Here is a 15,783-nt window from a genome sequence, read left to right on the forward strand (position 1 = left end):
CGCAATTGCGAGCTTTTTTAGTGGGTAAATTATTTTGTTCTACAATGCTGTGCGATTTCTTCAGCAATTTGAGTGATGAACTTGTTATTGGTTTTTAAAGTCATCACGCTAATTTCCAGACCGGCCATCTTTTCAGGAATGATTAACAGATTAAGATGAGAATTTTTATTTAAAAAGAATTTAGCTGTTTCGTACATCGTCATTGTAATGCCTAGGCCACTGCTTGCACAGAGCATAGCCTCTTCGTAATCATCAACAGTTAAATTACTTTGAAAATGTAAATCATTCAGAAGGAAAAAGTGCTCCGTAACGTCAATAAATGAAGTTTCTTTTGACCACTTGATGTAATTCTCTTTTTGTAATTCGGTTAGTTCCTCGGTGGTGATCGTTCTAGTAAAAGTGCTGGGATCATAAAGTGAACTTTTTGCGGAAATAACAAAGCAAAGCTTTTCGGTGAATAAGGGCCAAGATAAAATATTAGGATCGTTAGCATTTCGTCCTAAAAAGATATCGGTTCGTCCATCTTTTAAAGCAGCTAAAGCTTCACTAGTGGTCAGACTCAGAGTGTTAAATTCAATGTTTTGATGTTGAGCTAATAATGAATTGTAAATATTTGGCAAAAAAATTGGTGCATATGTTGGAAAGAAAGCTAAGTTAATTTTGCGTCGATTATTCTTCTGGAAATTTTGAATTTCAGAAACAGTTCCTTCTTCTAAACTCAAAATTTGATTTAAACGTAATAAAAGTTGTTCACCTGCCGGTGTTAAGGAAATTGGCGTTTTATTACGATTTACTAATTTAGCACCATATTTATTTTCTGCATCGGTAATGGCCTTACTGATATTTGGCTGGCTGGTATACAGCCACTTGGCCACTGCCGTGAGGGTTGGAGCGGTTTGAACCGTTGCTAGAATATTTTTAAGTCCAAGATTAGAATTATTTACCATTTGTCATGCTCTTTCGTACCAAAATCATAATTATTTTTATATAAAAACATATTATATTTGATATTTCATATTTTAATCGATATGCATTACACTAGTCAATGGAAGCGCTTCAGAAATAGTTTTTTGGAAAAGCAGGTAAAAATCATGAGTTATAAATTTGGTAATGCATTTTCAGAATTGATGAAGATCAGAAATGTCGATGATGATCCTAAAGAAGAAATCGAAATTAAGAAGTCAAAGACAACAATGTACAAGACTCCGATTAAAATCGAAGAAGTTATTTCCGAAGCCCTGGCAGCAAGAGCAGTTGCTGCAAATGACTTATGGGAATTAAAGACTGGAAGACGTCAAAAGATTTTCGTTGATACCGAAGCCGCTGCTGCTTTATGTTCATTGGGTACACCAATGACGCAAAAGAAGGATGAAGATGGTGAATACAAGTCTATTCCTTACGCTGCTAACTTTGCGCAAATGGTTTCAATTACTCAACCTTGGGAATGTAAAGACGGTAAGTGGTTCTTGCCACACTTTAATTTACCTAATCTTGAAAAACGAGTTTTAGATGTTTTGCATTGTGAAAAAACTCCAGAATCTGTAGCTGCAGCTGTTAAGAAGTGGAATTCTGACCATTTAGATGAAGCGATTGCTGATGCTAGGGCTTGTGGTGGGATTGTTTATTCACCAGAAGATTGGCTGAAGACACCACAAGGTAAATACTTAGCATCTAAGCCAGTAGTTGAAATTGAAAAGATTGCTGATAGTGCGCCTGAACCATTACCAAAGAATGATGCAGCTCCACTTGCTGATATTAAATTACTTGATTTAACTAGAATTATTGCTGGACCAACTTGTGGTGAAGCTTTAACTGAACATGGTGCCAAGGACTTGATGGTAACAGCACCACAATTACCACAAGTTCCTGCCTTTGTCCGTGACTCAAGTCATGGTAAGCATTCAACTTATTTGGACTACACTAAGCCTGAACAAAAAGACAAGTTGATTGATCTTGCTAAACAAGCAGATATCTTTCTTGAAGGTTACCGTCCTGGCTCAATGGAAAAGCATGGCTTTGGTGCTAAAGACTTGTCTGCAATGCGTCCTGGGATTATCTATGTCAGCGTTAACTGTCATGGTACTGGTGGTCCTTATGCTGAACGTGCTGGTTGGGATCAAGTTGCTCAAGCTAACACAGGTATTTCTTATGTCCAAGGGCAAGCTGAACATACCCATCCAAAATTAATTCCGGTCTTCTTATCAGACTTTTTAACTGGATATCTTGCAGCCTTTGGTGCAATGATTGCGCTTAAGAAACGGGCAACAGAAGGTGGCTCATACAAGGTCAATGTTTCTCTTGATCAATCATGTATGTTAGCTTTGCGTCAAGGTTTAAGAACTGATGACTACATGTCTTCCCCAGATGGAATTTCACCAGAAAAATACGATGAATATGCTGTTTATGATAACGATACGATTTATGGTGACCTTAAGACTTTAGGTCCAGTAATTAAGATGTCAGAAACTCCATGTAAATGGAATGGTACGACACCAGAATTAGGTAGTTCAAAACCTGAATGGTGGTAGAAAAGGAGCAAAAAAATGGCAGAACCAAAATGGTTACAAGAAATGAACCGTGACGAATACATTAAAGAAGATTTCGATGCAGCTGGTAAGTCAGTTGCTGGTACAACTGTTGATGGCATCGACAAGAACGATCCAGAATGGCTTGATAAGGCAGCTAAGAAAGTTAACGCTGCTGAAGGTGATGACTACGTTAAGCTTGATTCAGGTTTGTTAACCGTTAACCAACTTAACTGGATGTTACAAAACACCATTGGCGAATTGACTTTTGTTGATGATAACAACCAATTCTTGTGGTATAACCGTCCAAAGGATCCAAATGCTAAGATGAAAGCTAAGCGGACTCCAGACCAAGTTGGGGACACAATGAAGGCCATTCACCCAGATGTCCGTGATGTTATTCCTAATGCTAAGAAGGTTGTGCACGCTCTTCGCACTAAAGAAGGCGGCCATGATGATGTTTACATGCCAGTGCCAACTGGTAACTTGAAGGAATTAGTTCTTCACTACTACAAGCGGGTTGAAGATGACAAGGGCAATTACATTGGTATTTATGAATGGGTCCAAGACCTTTACCCACTTGTTAAGTACTTCTGTGAAACAACTGGTCAAAAGTTAGTAGTTGATGAAGACGCAACTACTGGTGCAACTTACCGTAGTAATTCTGATCCAGATGCAGCAACTGGTGCTTCAACTAAGGCAGCTGCCGCTGAAGAAGAAAAGAAGGAAGAAAAGCCAGATGCTTCATCCGGGGCTTCTGAGCACTAAGCAATTATAATTAAAGAGAAAAGAAAAAAGTATATCGATAGATATGCTTATTTTTTGCTAATGGAGGCGAATAATATGAATCGACTAACAGAAATCTTAGGTACCAAGTATCCAATCATTCAGGGTGCCATGCAGTATGTGGCTAATGCTAATCTAGCAGCTGCAGTATCTAATAGTGGCGGATTAGGCGTGATTGCGGGCGGTGGTATTACCGCTAAGCAGCTTGAAGCAGAAATCAACAAGGCAAGAGAATTAACAGACAAGCCTTTTGCTGTGAACATCAACTTGCAGTACCCAAATGTGTCTGACCTGGTTAAGGTGATTTTGGAGCAAGGAATTAAAATCGTGACCACGGGTGCTGGGACGCCGAAATATTATATGAACGACTTTAAAGAAGCTGGCGTTGCGGTTATTCCGGTTGTACCGAATTTGAAAATTGCGCAAAAAATGGAAGCTTTAGGTGCGGCGGCAGTAATTGCAGAAGGCAGGGAATCTGGTGCTCATATTGGGAAAAATGCTTCCTTAGTTTTGTGGCCAGAAGTGATTGCTAACTTGTCAATTCCAGTGATTGCGGCAGGTGGGATTGCCAATCGCAAAGGAGTTAAAGCTGCCATTGCCATGGGCGCTGCTGGTGTTCAATGCGGCACGGTCTTTTCAATTGCTAACGAAAGTCCAGTAGGTGATAACTGGCGTGAGGTGGTTTTGCATGATGAAAATGAACCGGCAACTTTGGTTTTAGGGATGCCGGCGATTCGGGTATTGAATACGCCCCATGCTCAGGAATTAGCGCAAGCAAAGTTAGATCAGAAGGAATTAAGTCACCAAGTAGATGAAGATTTCCTCCCAGCCATGCAGAAAGATGATCTTGATCATGGGATTATCTTTGCTGGTGAAGTGGTCAGTTTACTAACGAAGAAGCAATCAGCGCAGGAAATTGTGGATGAGTTGGCACAAGGGCTATAAGAATAAACAAAAAACTCGCTTTTGCGAGTTTTCCTTATACAATAAATTTTCTATAGTTTTCCAAAAATATCTTGTTACTATCTTGTTCAGAAAGATAAAGTTCATTGATGGCTTTCACAATTAAATCATTTGCTCCAGCAGGCATTACTGCAAATGGTGCATCCGTCCCAAATAGTACATGATCAATGCCGTAATAATCAATTGCAAGCCGTAAAGCAGGTGGGTTACCTAAAATAGCTGTATCGACATAAAACTGTTTAAACATTGCAGCATGCTCAGAATCAAGGATGTGATCAATTCTACCGCTAAAGAAGGGAATCATGGCACCAGCATGGTGAATTAAAATCTTCAAGTTAGGATATTTCTTAAAAATATCACTTTGAACTAGTTGTAGCATTGCCTGAGATAATTCATATTCCCATGAGAAAACCAGGTTATTATCAGGTTTACGTTGATCAAAGACGGGATGCAGCCATAAAGGAAGATTCAGTTCAGCTGCTTTTGCTAAAATTGGCTCAAACTCAGGATCAGCAATGCTTTTACCTAAATGACGAGTGAAAATCTGTGCACCCATTAAAACAGGATTGTCCTTGATCTCTTGTAGTAAATCTAGACTAGCAGAAATATTGTTCATGGCTAACATCCCTACGCCAGCGGCAAATTTATCGGGATGAGCGGTGACAATTTCAGCTAACTCCTGATTACCGTCACTAGCTAGCTCGATTGCTGCATCAGGACTGGCAAAATCTTCGGCATTAATATTGGCAAAAGAAATAACTTGCTTCATCTCATTATCAGGCCAAGTTGCTAAGCGCGTATCTAAATCAACTAAGCTTTTAATTTTGATAAAGGGAAATTTATCCGGAATGGTTGGTTCAATAGCCAGCATTTTTTGATAATAATTGTTAGGTAGAATGTGTGCGAATGCGTCAATTTTCATTATTTTGCCTTACTCTCGTAACTTAAACTGCCTTGATCAACAAAAATATCAACGGTGAGTTTAATTTGTGATAACACTTCAACTTTTTTAGATAAGTCATATTTTTGGGCAGCATCAGTATTTGGATAAAGTTCGAGTACCCAAGCTACGTTTTTATCTTCTTCATCACGACCTGCCAGCAAGACTTGTTCTTGAGTATTAACTAGTTGCTTAAAGTCAAATTCAGGCATTAACTTGATTTTTGACAAGCGTGCAGCAAGTTGATTAGCTTTAGTTATGCGAAAAATAATGTCATTACTTTTAACCAATTCTGGCACTAAATTAGTCATTTCCGTGCCCGTGATGATTTGTTTAGCCACTTGACCGTAATGCTTGAATTGTGGTGAATTAGCGTGCACTTGATAGTGATCAGCGTCTTGATAACATTCAATGACATAATTACTTTCACCTAGGTCATCATCATGGCCAGCGAACATTAATAAAGTACCTGCTTCATTTTCGATGGAAGTCATCATATTATGATGGCCTTCACTAGCAAAGGTTGCATGATCCTTGGCATTAATCGTTAAATGAAAAATGCGCATGATTGGGGCAGTAGTTAGTTTCATGATATCCCTTCTTTAAAATAATTAATGTACTTACTTAATTATTTTAAGTCTAATCTTACTGTAGCTGCAGCACATTTGTCTGAAACCATCATGTCAATTGGATATTGACCATGGTATTTAGCTTCATAAGCATCCGTAACAGCCTTAATTTCTGCTGGATCATCGATAGCTACGTAGTTAATAGGGTAATCTTGGTTGTTGAATTCGATTGAGCCACCGTTCTTTAAGCCAGCCTTGTACCATTTGCTGTCTTTGCCCTTACCAGCTCTTAAGTAAACATGGTTATTGTTAGTCACTACCCAAATAGGATAATCTTGGAAGCTTTCACCTTCATCGTTAAGTGGGTGATTTTGTACAGTAGTTACTTGGTTTAAAATGTCTAATTCTTCTTTAGTCCAAACTCTCATGATTTTTTCTCCTAGTCATCCATAATCTTGTATTCTTCAAAATAACTCTTGCCTTGCTTAATTTCGCCACTTTCATAAAGAGAAATCTTATGTTTTAACCGGTTAATTGAACGGTTTAGATTCTTCTTTTTTTCTTCCAGCATGGTGAGTTGTTCTTTTAATAAATTTTCTCCTGCATCAAGAGTGGCATCGCCTTGTTGAATCAATTCGGCATAATCAGCCAGGGCTTCAACACTGACACCTGAGTGTCTCAAACAAACAATCATTTCGATCCAGTTTTGCATTCCTTCGTTGTAGTAACGATTGCCGTTCTTCTTGCGTGGAACTGCTGGAATTAACCCGATTCGTTCGTAGTAACGGAGAGTATCAGGCTTTAAATTGTATTTTTTGCTAATTTCTGTAATCGTTAGATCTGCCATTTCTTTCACCTCTCAAGATTTAAGATACTACTTGGAGTTAACTTCAAGTCAAGAAAAAATAAAAAATTTTTCGTGAAATTTTGGTAGTTTTTTGAGAAAGTATAGTTAAAACATTTTAAACGGAGGGAAAAATGAAAGTACCATTGACTAAACGGGTATCGATGATTGAATTATTCTACGATTTAGTTTTTGCTTACATGATTTCGCAAGCAACTAGTTTAATTCACCATTTACACCATGGATTAGTTTCACCAATGTCATTTGTAATCTTTACAATTGTCGTGATTGTCTTTATTAATTCTTGGATGATTCAATCGGTTTTTACCAACCGCTATGGGCAGAGTAGTTGGACTGATACAACTTTTTATTTTGTCAATATGGTGATATTGCTGTACATGACTAATTCTTTTGACAATACTAGCCTAGCTAATCTAACATCTTTCTTTTTAGCGGCAAGTTTATTGTCAATTAGTCTGTTATTGCAATATTTGATTATCTTTTTTAAGGCCAAGAATCAAATCGATAAAAATATTGCTAAAGCTTTTTGTGAAATTCTTTTGATTAGAGCTATCTTTTTATTAATTGGTGGACTCTTCAATCAATCTTGGGCGCAAATAATAGCGATTATTGGGATTATTATTAGCTGGATTTTGCCTGCTTTTACCGGAAGGTATACCCGTGAACATCCGATTATCTTTTCTCATCTGTTAGAGAGATTAACACTGTTGATCATCATCACCTTTGGGGAAACGATTATTGGGATTTCTGAATACTTTAAACCTGGAACTTTCTCGGTTATGTCGATTTTGATTTTCATCACGGTAGCTGCCTTGTTCTTTGCTTACATCACTGAATTTGACCACTTAATTGAAGAAAAAAGAACCAATGAAACAGGTAATACTTTGATCTATCTGCATTACTTAATCTTATTTGGTCTAAGTTTGATTACTGTTTCGTTGAAGTTTATTAGCGAAGAGGAAGCTAATATAACTTTTGCTGTATCATGCCTGTATGGTGGGATGTTGCTGTTTTACTGTGGTCTAGTGATTGCTAAGCGTTACAATCAATTGCGCTATCAAAATGTGAAGATTTCTGGCTTGGTAATGATGTTGCTAGCTTTGATTTTAGGTTATGCAATTAGTTTGTGCTTCCCAAGTTTCGAAGTGATTGTAGTAGTCGCTGCAATCGTTAGTCTGCTTAATGCAGCCATGAGAATTAGATTGTTGTATTTGTAAAATAATATATGAAAAGACTTCCTATTGGTTTGGTTGAACAGTAGGAAGTTTTTTGTTATTAGTTTTCCTTATGCCTTTCAATTAGTAATAAGCTTTGGTAATTTAGCGCTCCTCATTTTAGAATGAAAATAAATAAAGGAGAGATAACTAATGAAAGATGCAAGATTTGAAAAAGCTGGTCAAATTGTAATTGCTGATGTACCCAAGCCTAAGATTGAAAAAGACGATGATGTAATTATTCGGGTTGTGCGGGCCTGTGTTTGTGGCTCAGACCTATGGGCATACCGCGACTTCGACAGTGCTGCGCCAAATTCAGAGAACTCTGGTCACGAAGCGATCGGAATTGTTGAAGAAGTTGGGTCTGCCATTACTACTGTGAAACCTGGAGACTTTGTTATTGCACCATTCACTCATGGTTGTGGTCACTGCCGGGCCTGTCTTGCTGGTTTTGACGGAGTATGTATGGATCACACCGATAACTTTGGTGATGGCTATGAAGCAGAATACTTACGTTTCCAACATGGTCAATGGGCATTAGTTAAGGTTCCAGGCGAGCCAAGTGATTATAGTGAAGGGATGTTGAAGTCACTTTTGACTTTAGCTGACGTGATGGCAACTGGTTACCATGCTGCGCGTGTAGCTAATGTAAAAGAAGGCGATACAGTCATCGTTTTAGGTGATGGTGCAGTTGGTCAATGTGCAATTATCGCTGCTAAGATGCGTGGTGCTAAGCGAATCATTTCAACTTCAAGACACCCAGATCGGGCAGCTTTAGCTAAGGAATTTGGCGCTACCGAAAACATCGCTGAACGTGGTGAAGAAGGTATTAAGAAGTTACTTGCCACAACTAATGGCGGTGCTGATGCCGTTCTTGAATGTGTTGGGACTGAAATGTCAACTGATGAAGCAATGCAAGTTGGTCGTCCAGGTTCAATTATTGGCCGTGTTGGTTTGCCACATGGTAAGAAGATTGATCCAGCTCAAAGTTTCTACCAAAACAAGATTTTGGCTGGTGGTCCTGCTTCAGTTACAACCTATGACAAGGAAGTTTTGCTTAAGGCTGCTTTAGATGGTCAAATCAATCCTGGTAAGGTCTTCACTAAGGAATATGATTTAGCTGATATCAACCAAGCTTACCAAGATATGGCTGACAGAAAGACGATTAAGTCTTACGTTAAAGTGAGCGATTAATTACTTTAAGACGAAAAAAATAGTGGACTAATTATCCTATGGTGGATAGCTAGTTCACTATTTTTGTTTGAGACTTATGATATACTTTACCTAATTACATTTCTTAGGTAAAGGAGGGATGATCTGAATGGAACAAAAGATGGATACGATTAGTGAATTAAGGCTAGATTTTATGAAAGATGCTGGTCTGATTATTTCCGATAAAAATTTCTTTGCTCAAACTATCCAAAAGTATGGTTACCACGAAATAATTTATCAATATGGTGAACGTTTCGTGTTAGAGTCCGACGATGATTTCAAGTTTCAACCAGGTACTACTTATGAAAGAATCTATGATTATTATTGGTTAGATCAACATCTCAAAAACCAGATGATGATTAGTCTGCAATTATTTGAACAGAATTTCAAAGTTGTTTTAACCGAGATTAGCCTGGTAGGTCAATTAGTTCATGCTGCAGAAAACATGGATACTCAAGGTGAGATTAAATCCCAATTTTTGCAAGAAGAATACAGATTAGCTAATGGGCGAGTGATTCGACGGGGAGACGTGAAAGCTAGAATCCGGCATATTCGGAAAAATTATTTGGAGCCTTATTCAGATTATCGCAAGATTCATGGAGAAGCTGACCCATGGGTACTATTCAAAGAAATGTCTTTTGGCGTTGCTACTAATTATTTCTTCTTGATGCCTGCAAAAATGCAGAAACAAGTCTTAGCAAAAATTTTCAAAAATAAAATGACTGTTCATCAATTTGATAAATGGCTAGAAACGGTCAGATATTTCCAAAGACGTGCTGCTCATAATTATCGCTTAATTGGGATTAAAGAAAAGGAAACTTATTTATACCAAGAGGTTCTAAGTAACTTGCAAGAGCTGAAAAATGAAGAACCTTATCAATTAGTTAAGAAAAAGTGGCAGGAAATTATTGAGCAGTATTTACAAAAATATCCCAATGATAAAGAATTTTTGCAAGAAAATTTATTCTAAGACGAAAAAATAGTGGACTGATTATCCTAATAATGTGGATAGTTAGTTCACTATTTTTATACTTATTATTATATTTATGATTGTATTAATAAATATAGTTAAAATTGAAATCCTATTTTGCCTTAATATAATTAACTCCATCAGCGGCAGGGGCAACGGATTTACCTAAGAAGAGGACTAAGACAATAATCGTAATAACGTACGGTGCAATTTGCATGTAGACCGTCGGAATCTTGCTTAATCCAGGCAATTGGGCACCAATGATACTCAAGCTTTGAGCAAAGCCGAAGAACAATGAGGATAGCATCGCACCGATCGGATTCCATTTACCAAAAATCACAGCTGCTAAAGCCATGAAACCTTGACCAACAATGGTGGAGATTGAGAAATTGCCGGAAATAGATTGAGCGAAAACTGCTCCACCAAGGCCTGCCATGAAACCAGAGGTCAAAACGCCTAAGTAACGCATCTTGTAGACATTAACGCCCAAGGTATCGGCAGCTTGTGGATTTTCACCAGCCGAACGCAAGCGCAAGCCTAAGCGAGTTTTGTAGAGAATGAACCACATTGCGATGGTCAGGATAATCGCTAGCCAAGCAGGAGCTGAAGTGTTAGCGAAGAAGATTTTCCCTAAAACAGGGATGTCAGCTAAGCCAGGGATGTTGGCATACCCAAAGTTGGCCGTAATATTTGCAGTTTGGCCTTTTTCATAAATAGCTTTGATCAAGAAAACGCCTAGCGGTGGAGCCAGTAAATTGAGGACGGTCCCACTAATAATGTGGTCAGCGTGTAAGTTAATCGTGGCGAAGGCATGTAATAAGGAAAAAACCAAACCGAAAATTGCTCCGACTAAGGCGCCAAGCCAGGGAGTCCAAATTCCTAAGCTGCTGGCAAAGGTCAAATTGAAGATAATTGAAGTGAAAGCCCCAACGGTCATGATTCCTTCCAGACCAATGTTGACGATACCGGAGTTTTCGCTGTAAACCCCACCTAAAGCCGCTAAGATTAGGGGAGCTGAATAAACTAAAGTTGAGGAAACAACTAATGCTAAAAGTGATTCTAAGTTCATAATTATCCTTCTTTTTGTAACTTGAAATCAGGGCTGTCAACGCCGTTGTTAGGGCCAATTTCGACACCTTTCTTCAGAGGATGACGGTAAGTCTTGCTCTTTTTAATCTTGAACAATAAATCAAAGACATAACTGATGGCGATGAAGAAAATAATGGCTGCAATCACGATTGAGACAATTTCATAAGGAACACCAGCTGCTGTTTGCATCCCCAGACCACCAATTTTCAAAATTGAAAACAGCAGAGCGGCTAGTAAAATTCCGATGGCAGTACTATTACCAAGCAAAGCAACGGACAAGCCGTCCCAGCCAATATCAACGCTACTAGTTTGCGTAAAGTAGTTTTGGTAAGTACCTAACCCTTGCACAACGCCACCAATCCCGGCAAAAGCACCAGATAGCAGCATTGAAACAATGATATTTTTCTTAGTTGACATTCCCGCATAACGGCTGGCAAAAGGATTCAGACCAACGGCTTTAATTTCGAAGCCAACCGTAGTCTTTTTCATCAAAAACCAGAAAATGACTAAAGCGATAATTCCCAAAAAAATCCCAGCATTAATGCGCGAATCGCCAAATAAGTGACTAAGCCAGTCAATGTGCAAGCTGCCATTGCTACCGATATCCTTGGTCGTATCTGTATCAGTCCGCAGACTGCTTGGCATGATTTGTTGCATGAGGTATTGGCACAAATAAAGGACTATGTAGTTGAGCATGATGGTCGTAATAACTTCGTTGGTGCCAAAGTAAGCCCGCAAGTAACCCGCGATCCCAGCGACGATGGCTCCAGCAAAAGCACCAGCGATAATGGCTAATGGTAATAAGATGTACTTGGGTAAATTGGGGTTAGCCAATACTACCCAGACAGAGGTCAACCAACCAGCTTGGGCTTGACCTGGTAAACCAATGTTGAAAAAGCCAGCTTTTGACGCAATGGCGAAACCGATCGCGGTGAAAATGAGGGGAGTCGCTTCCCGGATTGTTTCACCTAAACCACTCATGGTACCTAAGGCTCCATTGAACATGGCAGCGTAGGCACTGAATGGGTTATAGCTCCAGATCAACATAATGATGGCTCCAACTAAAAAGCCTGCAATAACAGAAATGAGCGGCACTAACAGCCGTTTTTGTTTAGCTGTAACTTTAATCAACTACTTTTCCTTCTTTCTTAACTCCAGTCATTAGGAGACCAAGTTCTGTTTCAGTGGTTTCTTCTGGTTTCACAACACCGGATTTTTCACCATTATGCAGGACGAGAATCCGATCAGATAAAGCCATGATTTCACTTAATTCATAGGAAACTAACAGAATAGCCTTGCCTTGTTCTCGTTCTTTTAAAAGTTGCTTGTGAATAGTTTCAATCGCACCAACGTCTAAACCACGAGTGGGTTGAAAGGCAATGATTAAATCGCTATTTCGCTGAAGTTCACGCGCAATAATGACTTTTTGTTGGTTACCACCAGACAATTCTCCACCTGCCAGATCGATGCTAGGGGTGAGAATATCGAATTTTTTAACTAATTTTTGGGCATGTTGTTTGATTTGGTGAAAGTTAATAATTCCATGATGAGAAAAAGGGGTCTGGTAGTAACTTTGCAAGATCAGGTTGTCGGCGACTGACATTTGTAAGATTAGACCGTATTTTTGCCGGTCGGCAGGGATGTTAGCCACTCCAGCTTCCGTGATTTTTCGTGGGGCTTGATTGGCTAAATCTTGGTCTTTAATCAAAATTTCTCCGCTACTGCTGTGCCGCAGGCCCGTGATTGCTTCAACTAATTCATCTTGGCCATTGCCATCAATCCCGGCAATCCCGAGGATTTCGCCAGCATGCACATTGAAGGAAAGATGCTTAACTGCCAAAGTGCCGCGATTTTCTTTCACGACTAAATCTTTGACTGCCAAAATTGCTTTTCCCGGTTCAACCGCTGCTTTAGCCAGCTTCATCGTCACTGGATGACCGACCATGAGCTCGGCCATTTTTTCATTACTGATGTCTTTTACCGCGTAGGAACCAACGTCTTTACCAGCGCGAATAATGGTCACGCGATCAGCTACTTTTTTGATTTCTTCCAATTTATGGGTAATTAAAATGATGGACTTACCTTCGTTCGCCAGATTTTTAAGAATATGCATGAATTCTTTGATTTCTGGTGGGGTGAGGACGGCAGTTGGCTCGTCAAAAATTAGAATATCAGCGCCGCGATAGAGAACTTTGAGTATTTCTACGCGCTGTTGTTGAGCAACTGTGATGTTAGCGACTTTTTGATTAGGATCAATTGCCAAGTGATAGTGCTCAGATAAGGCTAAGACCTTTTCTCGTGCTTGTTTGAGATCAAGTAAGGGGCCTTTAGTTGTTTCATGGCCTAAGATAATATTTTCTAAAACGGTGAAAGAGTGGGCTAGCATAAAGTGTTGGTGCACCATCCCAATGCCTAATTGTTTGGCAACTGTGGGATTAACAATGGCGATCTGGCGGCCGTTAACTTTGATTTCGCCACTGGTTGGTGCCAATAAGCCAGAGAGGATGCTCATTAAAGTTGATTTACCAGCACCATTTTCGCCAAGTAAAGCCAGGATTTCACCTTGATGCAAAGTTAGATTTAAATCGTCATTGGCTTTAAAACCGTCAAAGTCTTTAACGATATGCTTCATTTCAATGATGTTTTTTTGTTTATTCATGTAAATCATCTTTCCTATGAAAAAACTCTTCGTCTGAACGGAGAGTTCTCAATTGATTTAACTGTAAATTTATTTTTCAGGCTTAGTTGCGACTTGGATCTTACCAGCGACAATCTGCTTGCGGGCTGCTTGAACAGCTTGCCAAGCTTTAGCTGAAAGTTGACCTTTAGTAATTGAAACGCCGTTATCCTTTAAGCCGTAAACTAAGTGCTTGCCACCTGGGAATTTATTGTGGTAAGCGTCGTTAGCAATGCTTTCAGTCGCAACATTCAAGCCTTTTAAGACGGAAGTTAAAGTGAAGTTAGCTTTTTGACCACCTTTAGCGGTGTAGTTACCAAGGCTAGCTTGGTCAACGTCAACTCCGATGACCCAGACTTTCTTGTTAGCAGGACGGGTTTGGTTGAAGTCTTTAGCTTCTTGGAAAACGCCGTTACCAGCATTACCAGCTGCTTGGTAGATGATGTCAGCCTTGTTAGCGTACATTGATTGAGCGATGGACTTGGCTTTATCAGTCGCAGTGAAGTTACCGATGTATTGCGTTTCAACGCTGATTTTCTTGTGTAATGCTTTCGCACCGTCAGCCACACCTTGCTTAAAACCAGCTTCGAATAAGTCGATAATTTCTGATTTGGCACCACCGATGAAACCAACTTTATTAGTTTTAGTCGTGTAAGCTGCAGCTAACCCGCCTAAGTAAGAAGCTTCATTACTCTTAAAGGTGACAGAGGCCACGTTCTTTTGACCAGTGATGACACTGTCGATAATGACGAAATTCTTCTTTGGATTCTTTTTAGCAGCTTTACTTACGGCTTGTTGCAATTGGAAACCAACACCGAAGATAGTTTGATAACCAGCATTTGAAGCTTGGTCGAAGTTAGGTACGAAGTCGGATGGACCGCTTGATTGGAAATATTGATAGCCACCTTTACCTTGCTTTAGACCGTGTTCTTTACCGTAAGCCTTAAAGCCAGCCCAAGCGGCTTGGTAGAAGGAGTGATCATCAACCCCGTTTTGATCAGTGATTAACGCAATTCCGTGTTTCGTATCTTTATTATTTGAAGCACCTTGCTTCTTTCCTGAACAAGCAGTTAAGGCTAAAGTAGCGGTTACAACAACTGCACCAAATGAAAGGATTTTCTTAAACTTTGAGTTCATTTTTACCTCCAGAAAGCTCAATTAGTGAAATAATAATTATTTGATACAGATACTAGATTATCGTACGCTATTTGTCAATATAAATCATAAATAAAATTATTTAGTAAAATATTTATTGCACAATACGAATAATATTGATATACTTTCTTCAAAAATTAAGATTTGCGAGGACTAAACATGGAAAAACAAATTGCGACGGGTAAGATCTATTTAGGTGGTTCTTTCAACCGTGAGGTGGATCATGAACGGGTAAAGCGGGCGAAAGAACTTTTGGCCCAGAATCCAACCATTGCGCGGGTTCATTTTCCCTTTGATTATGAGTTTATTGATCCTGCGGAAGTTAATCCCAAGATCGGTGAAGAACGGAGTATGACTTGGCGAGTAGGGACTTTTCAAAATGATTTGAACGGCATTAACACTGCAACTTGCGGTGTCTTTCTCTATGACATGGATATTTTTCTATGACATGGATATTTTAGATGATGGTTGTGCCTTTGAGATTGGCTTCATGCGGGCAACGCATAAGCCAGTAGTCTTGGTGCCATTCACTGAGCATCCTGAACGACCGAAGAAGATGAATCTCATGATTGCACAAGGGGTGACTGCGATTATTGATGGCAATACGGAATTAGAAAAATTAGCGACCTATGATTTCAATTGGCTGCCTTATAATCCGGGTACTGGATATGGGATTTACTAGAATAGACAAAATAAACATTCTAAGCTAAATAGTGAATTAGTTATCCGACGGGATAATTGATTCACTATTTTTGTTCTCTTGTAGAATTAAAGTAGTAGTAAAACGATATGCCCTGTCGCTTTTAGACACTTGATGT

General features: G+C 39.2%; 15 protein-coding genes and 1 pseudogene. 7 read left to right on the forward strand and 9 right to left on the reverse strand.

Translation table 11 applies throughout. The annotated features are described in order from the left end of the window. Positions 1-29 precede the first annotated feature (29 nt). A complete protein-coding gene (locus tag EJK17_RS03940) occupies positions 30-947 on the reverse strand; it encodes a LysR family transcriptional regulator (RefSeq protein WP_103661300.1) in 918 nt (305 codons plus the stop codon). Between the two features lie 144 nt (positions 948-1,091). Here EJK17_RS03940 and EJK17_RS03945 point away from each other — a divergent pair, with 144 nt between their 5' ends. The 3 genes from EJK17_RS03945 (at position 1,092) to EJK17_RS03955 (ending at position 4,256) form a co-directional block, all read left to right on the forward strand. Further along, positions 1,092-2,528 carry a CoA transferase gene (locus EJK17_RS03945; RefSeq protein WP_103661301.1) on the forward strand — a complete coding sequence of 479 codons (1,437 nt, stop codon included), beginning with the start codon at positions 1,092-1,094 and terminating at the stop codon, positions 2,526-2,528. Positions 2,529-2,543: 15 nt separating this feature from the next. After that, positions 2,544-3,293 (forward strand): PAS domain-containing protein, encoded by a 750-nt coding sequence (locus tag EJK17_RS03950; RefSeq protein WP_103661302.1) that lies wholly within the window; start codon positions 2,544-2,546, stop codon positions 3,291-3,293. 75 nt (positions 3,294-3,368) lie between these two features. Continuing rightward, positions 3,369-4,256 (forward strand): nitronate monooxygenase, encoded by an 888-nt coding sequence (locus EJK17_RS03955; RefSeq protein WP_103661303.1) that lies wholly within the window; start codon positions 3,369-3,371, stop codon positions 4,254-4,256. Positions 4,257-4,290: 34 nt separating this feature from the next. On the opposite strand, the gene EJK17_RS03960 is transcribed toward EJK17_RS03955, so the two are convergent. The 4 genes from EJK17_RS03960 to EJK17_RS03975 are packed head-to-tail and all read right to left on the reverse strand — an operon-like array spanning position 4,291 to position 6,630. Then, entirely contained in the window at positions 4,291-5,196 is a 906-nt protein-coding gene (locus tag EJK17_RS03960; protein ID WP_103661304.1) for an amidohydrolase family protein, read from the reverse strand. Further along, positions 5,196-5,804 (reverse strand): putative quinol monooxygenase, encoded by a 609-nt coding sequence (locus EJK17_RS03965; RefSeq protein WP_103661305.1) that lies wholly within the window; start codon positions 5,802-5,804, stop codon positions 5,196-5,198. The genes EJK17_RS03960 and EJK17_RS03965 overlap by 1 nt, the downstream gene beginning before the upstream one ends. 38 nt (positions 5,805-5,842) lie before the next feature. Further along, positions 5,843-6,211 carry a DUF2255 family protein gene (locus EJK17_RS03970; protein WP_103661306.1) on the reverse strand — a complete coding sequence of 123 codons (369 nt, stop codon included), beginning with the start codon at positions 6,209-6,211 and terminating at the stop codon, positions 5,843-5,845. A gap of 11 nt (positions 6,212-6,222) precedes the next feature. Then, a complete protein-coding gene (locus tag EJK17_RS03975; RefSeq protein WP_127796224.1) occupies positions 6,223-6,630 on the reverse strand; it encodes a MerR family transcriptional regulator in 408 nt (135 codons plus the stop codon). 131 nt (positions 6,631-6,761) lie between these two features. On the opposite strand from EJK17_RS03975, the gene EJK17_RS03980 reads away from it, so the two are divergent. The 3 genes from EJK17_RS03980 to EJK17_RS03990 all read left to right on the forward strand — a co-directional run bounded on the left by EJK17_RS03980 (position 6,762) and on the right by EJK17_RS03990 (position 10,044). Beyond that, entirely contained in the window at positions 6,762-7,865 is a 1,104-nt protein-coding gene (locus EJK17_RS03980) for a low temperature requirement protein A (protein ID WP_103661308.1), read from the forward strand. 150 nt (positions 7,866-8,015) lie between these two features. Beyond that, entirely contained in the window at positions 8,016-9,056 is a 1,041-nt protein-coding gene (locus tag EJK17_RS03985; protein WP_103661309.1) for an alcohol dehydrogenase catalytic domain-containing protein, read from the forward strand. Between the two features lie 127 nt (positions 9,057-9,183). After that, a complete protein-coding gene (locus tag EJK17_RS03990; protein WP_236629315.1) occupies positions 9,184-10,044 on the forward strand; it encodes an Abi family protein in 861 nt (286 codons plus the stop codon). Between the two features lie 112 nt (positions 10,045-10,156). Here the strand turns inward: EJK17_RS03990 and EJK17_RS03995 are convergent, their stop codons facing one another. The 4 genes from EJK17_RS03995 to EJK17_RS04010 form a co-directional block, all read right to left on the reverse strand. Further along, positions 10,157-11,113 (reverse strand): ABC transporter permease, encoded by a 957-nt coding sequence (locus tag EJK17_RS03995; protein WP_103661310.1) that lies wholly within the window; start codon positions 11,111-11,113, stop codon positions 10,157-10,159. A gap of 2 nt (positions 11,114-11,115) precedes the next feature. Continuing rightward, the gene (locus EJK17_RS04000; protein ID WP_103661311.1) at positions 11,116-12,264 is read right to left on the reverse strand and encodes an ABC transporter permease; all 1,149 of its coding nucleotides are present in this window, start codon (positions 12,262-12,264) and stop codon (positions 11,116-11,118) included. Then, positions 12,257-13,792: an ABC transporter ATP-binding protein gene (locus EJK17_RS04005; protein ID WP_103661312.1), complete on the reverse strand. Its 1,536-nt coding sequence runs from the start codon at positions 13,790-13,792 to the stop codon at positions 12,257-12,259. Before EJK17_RS04005 ends, EJK17_RS04000 begins: the two co-directional genes overlap by 8 nt. 69 nt (positions 13,793-13,861) lie before the next feature. Next, positions 13,862-14,947: a BMP family lipoprotein gene (locus EJK17_RS04010; RefSeq protein WP_103661313.1), complete on the reverse strand. Its 1,086-nt coding sequence runs from the start codon at positions 14,945-14,947 to the stop codon at positions 13,862-13,864. 177 nt (positions 14,948-15,124) lie between these two features. On the opposite strand from EJK17_RS04010, the pseudogene EJK17_RS04015 reads away from it, so the two are divergent. Beyond that, positions 15,125-15,647, forward strand: a pseudogene (locus tag EJK17_RS04015) (nucleoside 2-deoxyribosyltransferase). Positions 15,648-15,783: the final 136 nt, after the last annotated feature.

Source organism: Lactobacillus xujianguonis, from assembly GCF_004009905.1.
In the GTDB taxonomy this organism is placed as follows: Bacteria; Bacillota; Bacilli; order Lactobacillales; family Lactobacillaceae; genus Lactobacillus; species Lactobacillus xujianguonis.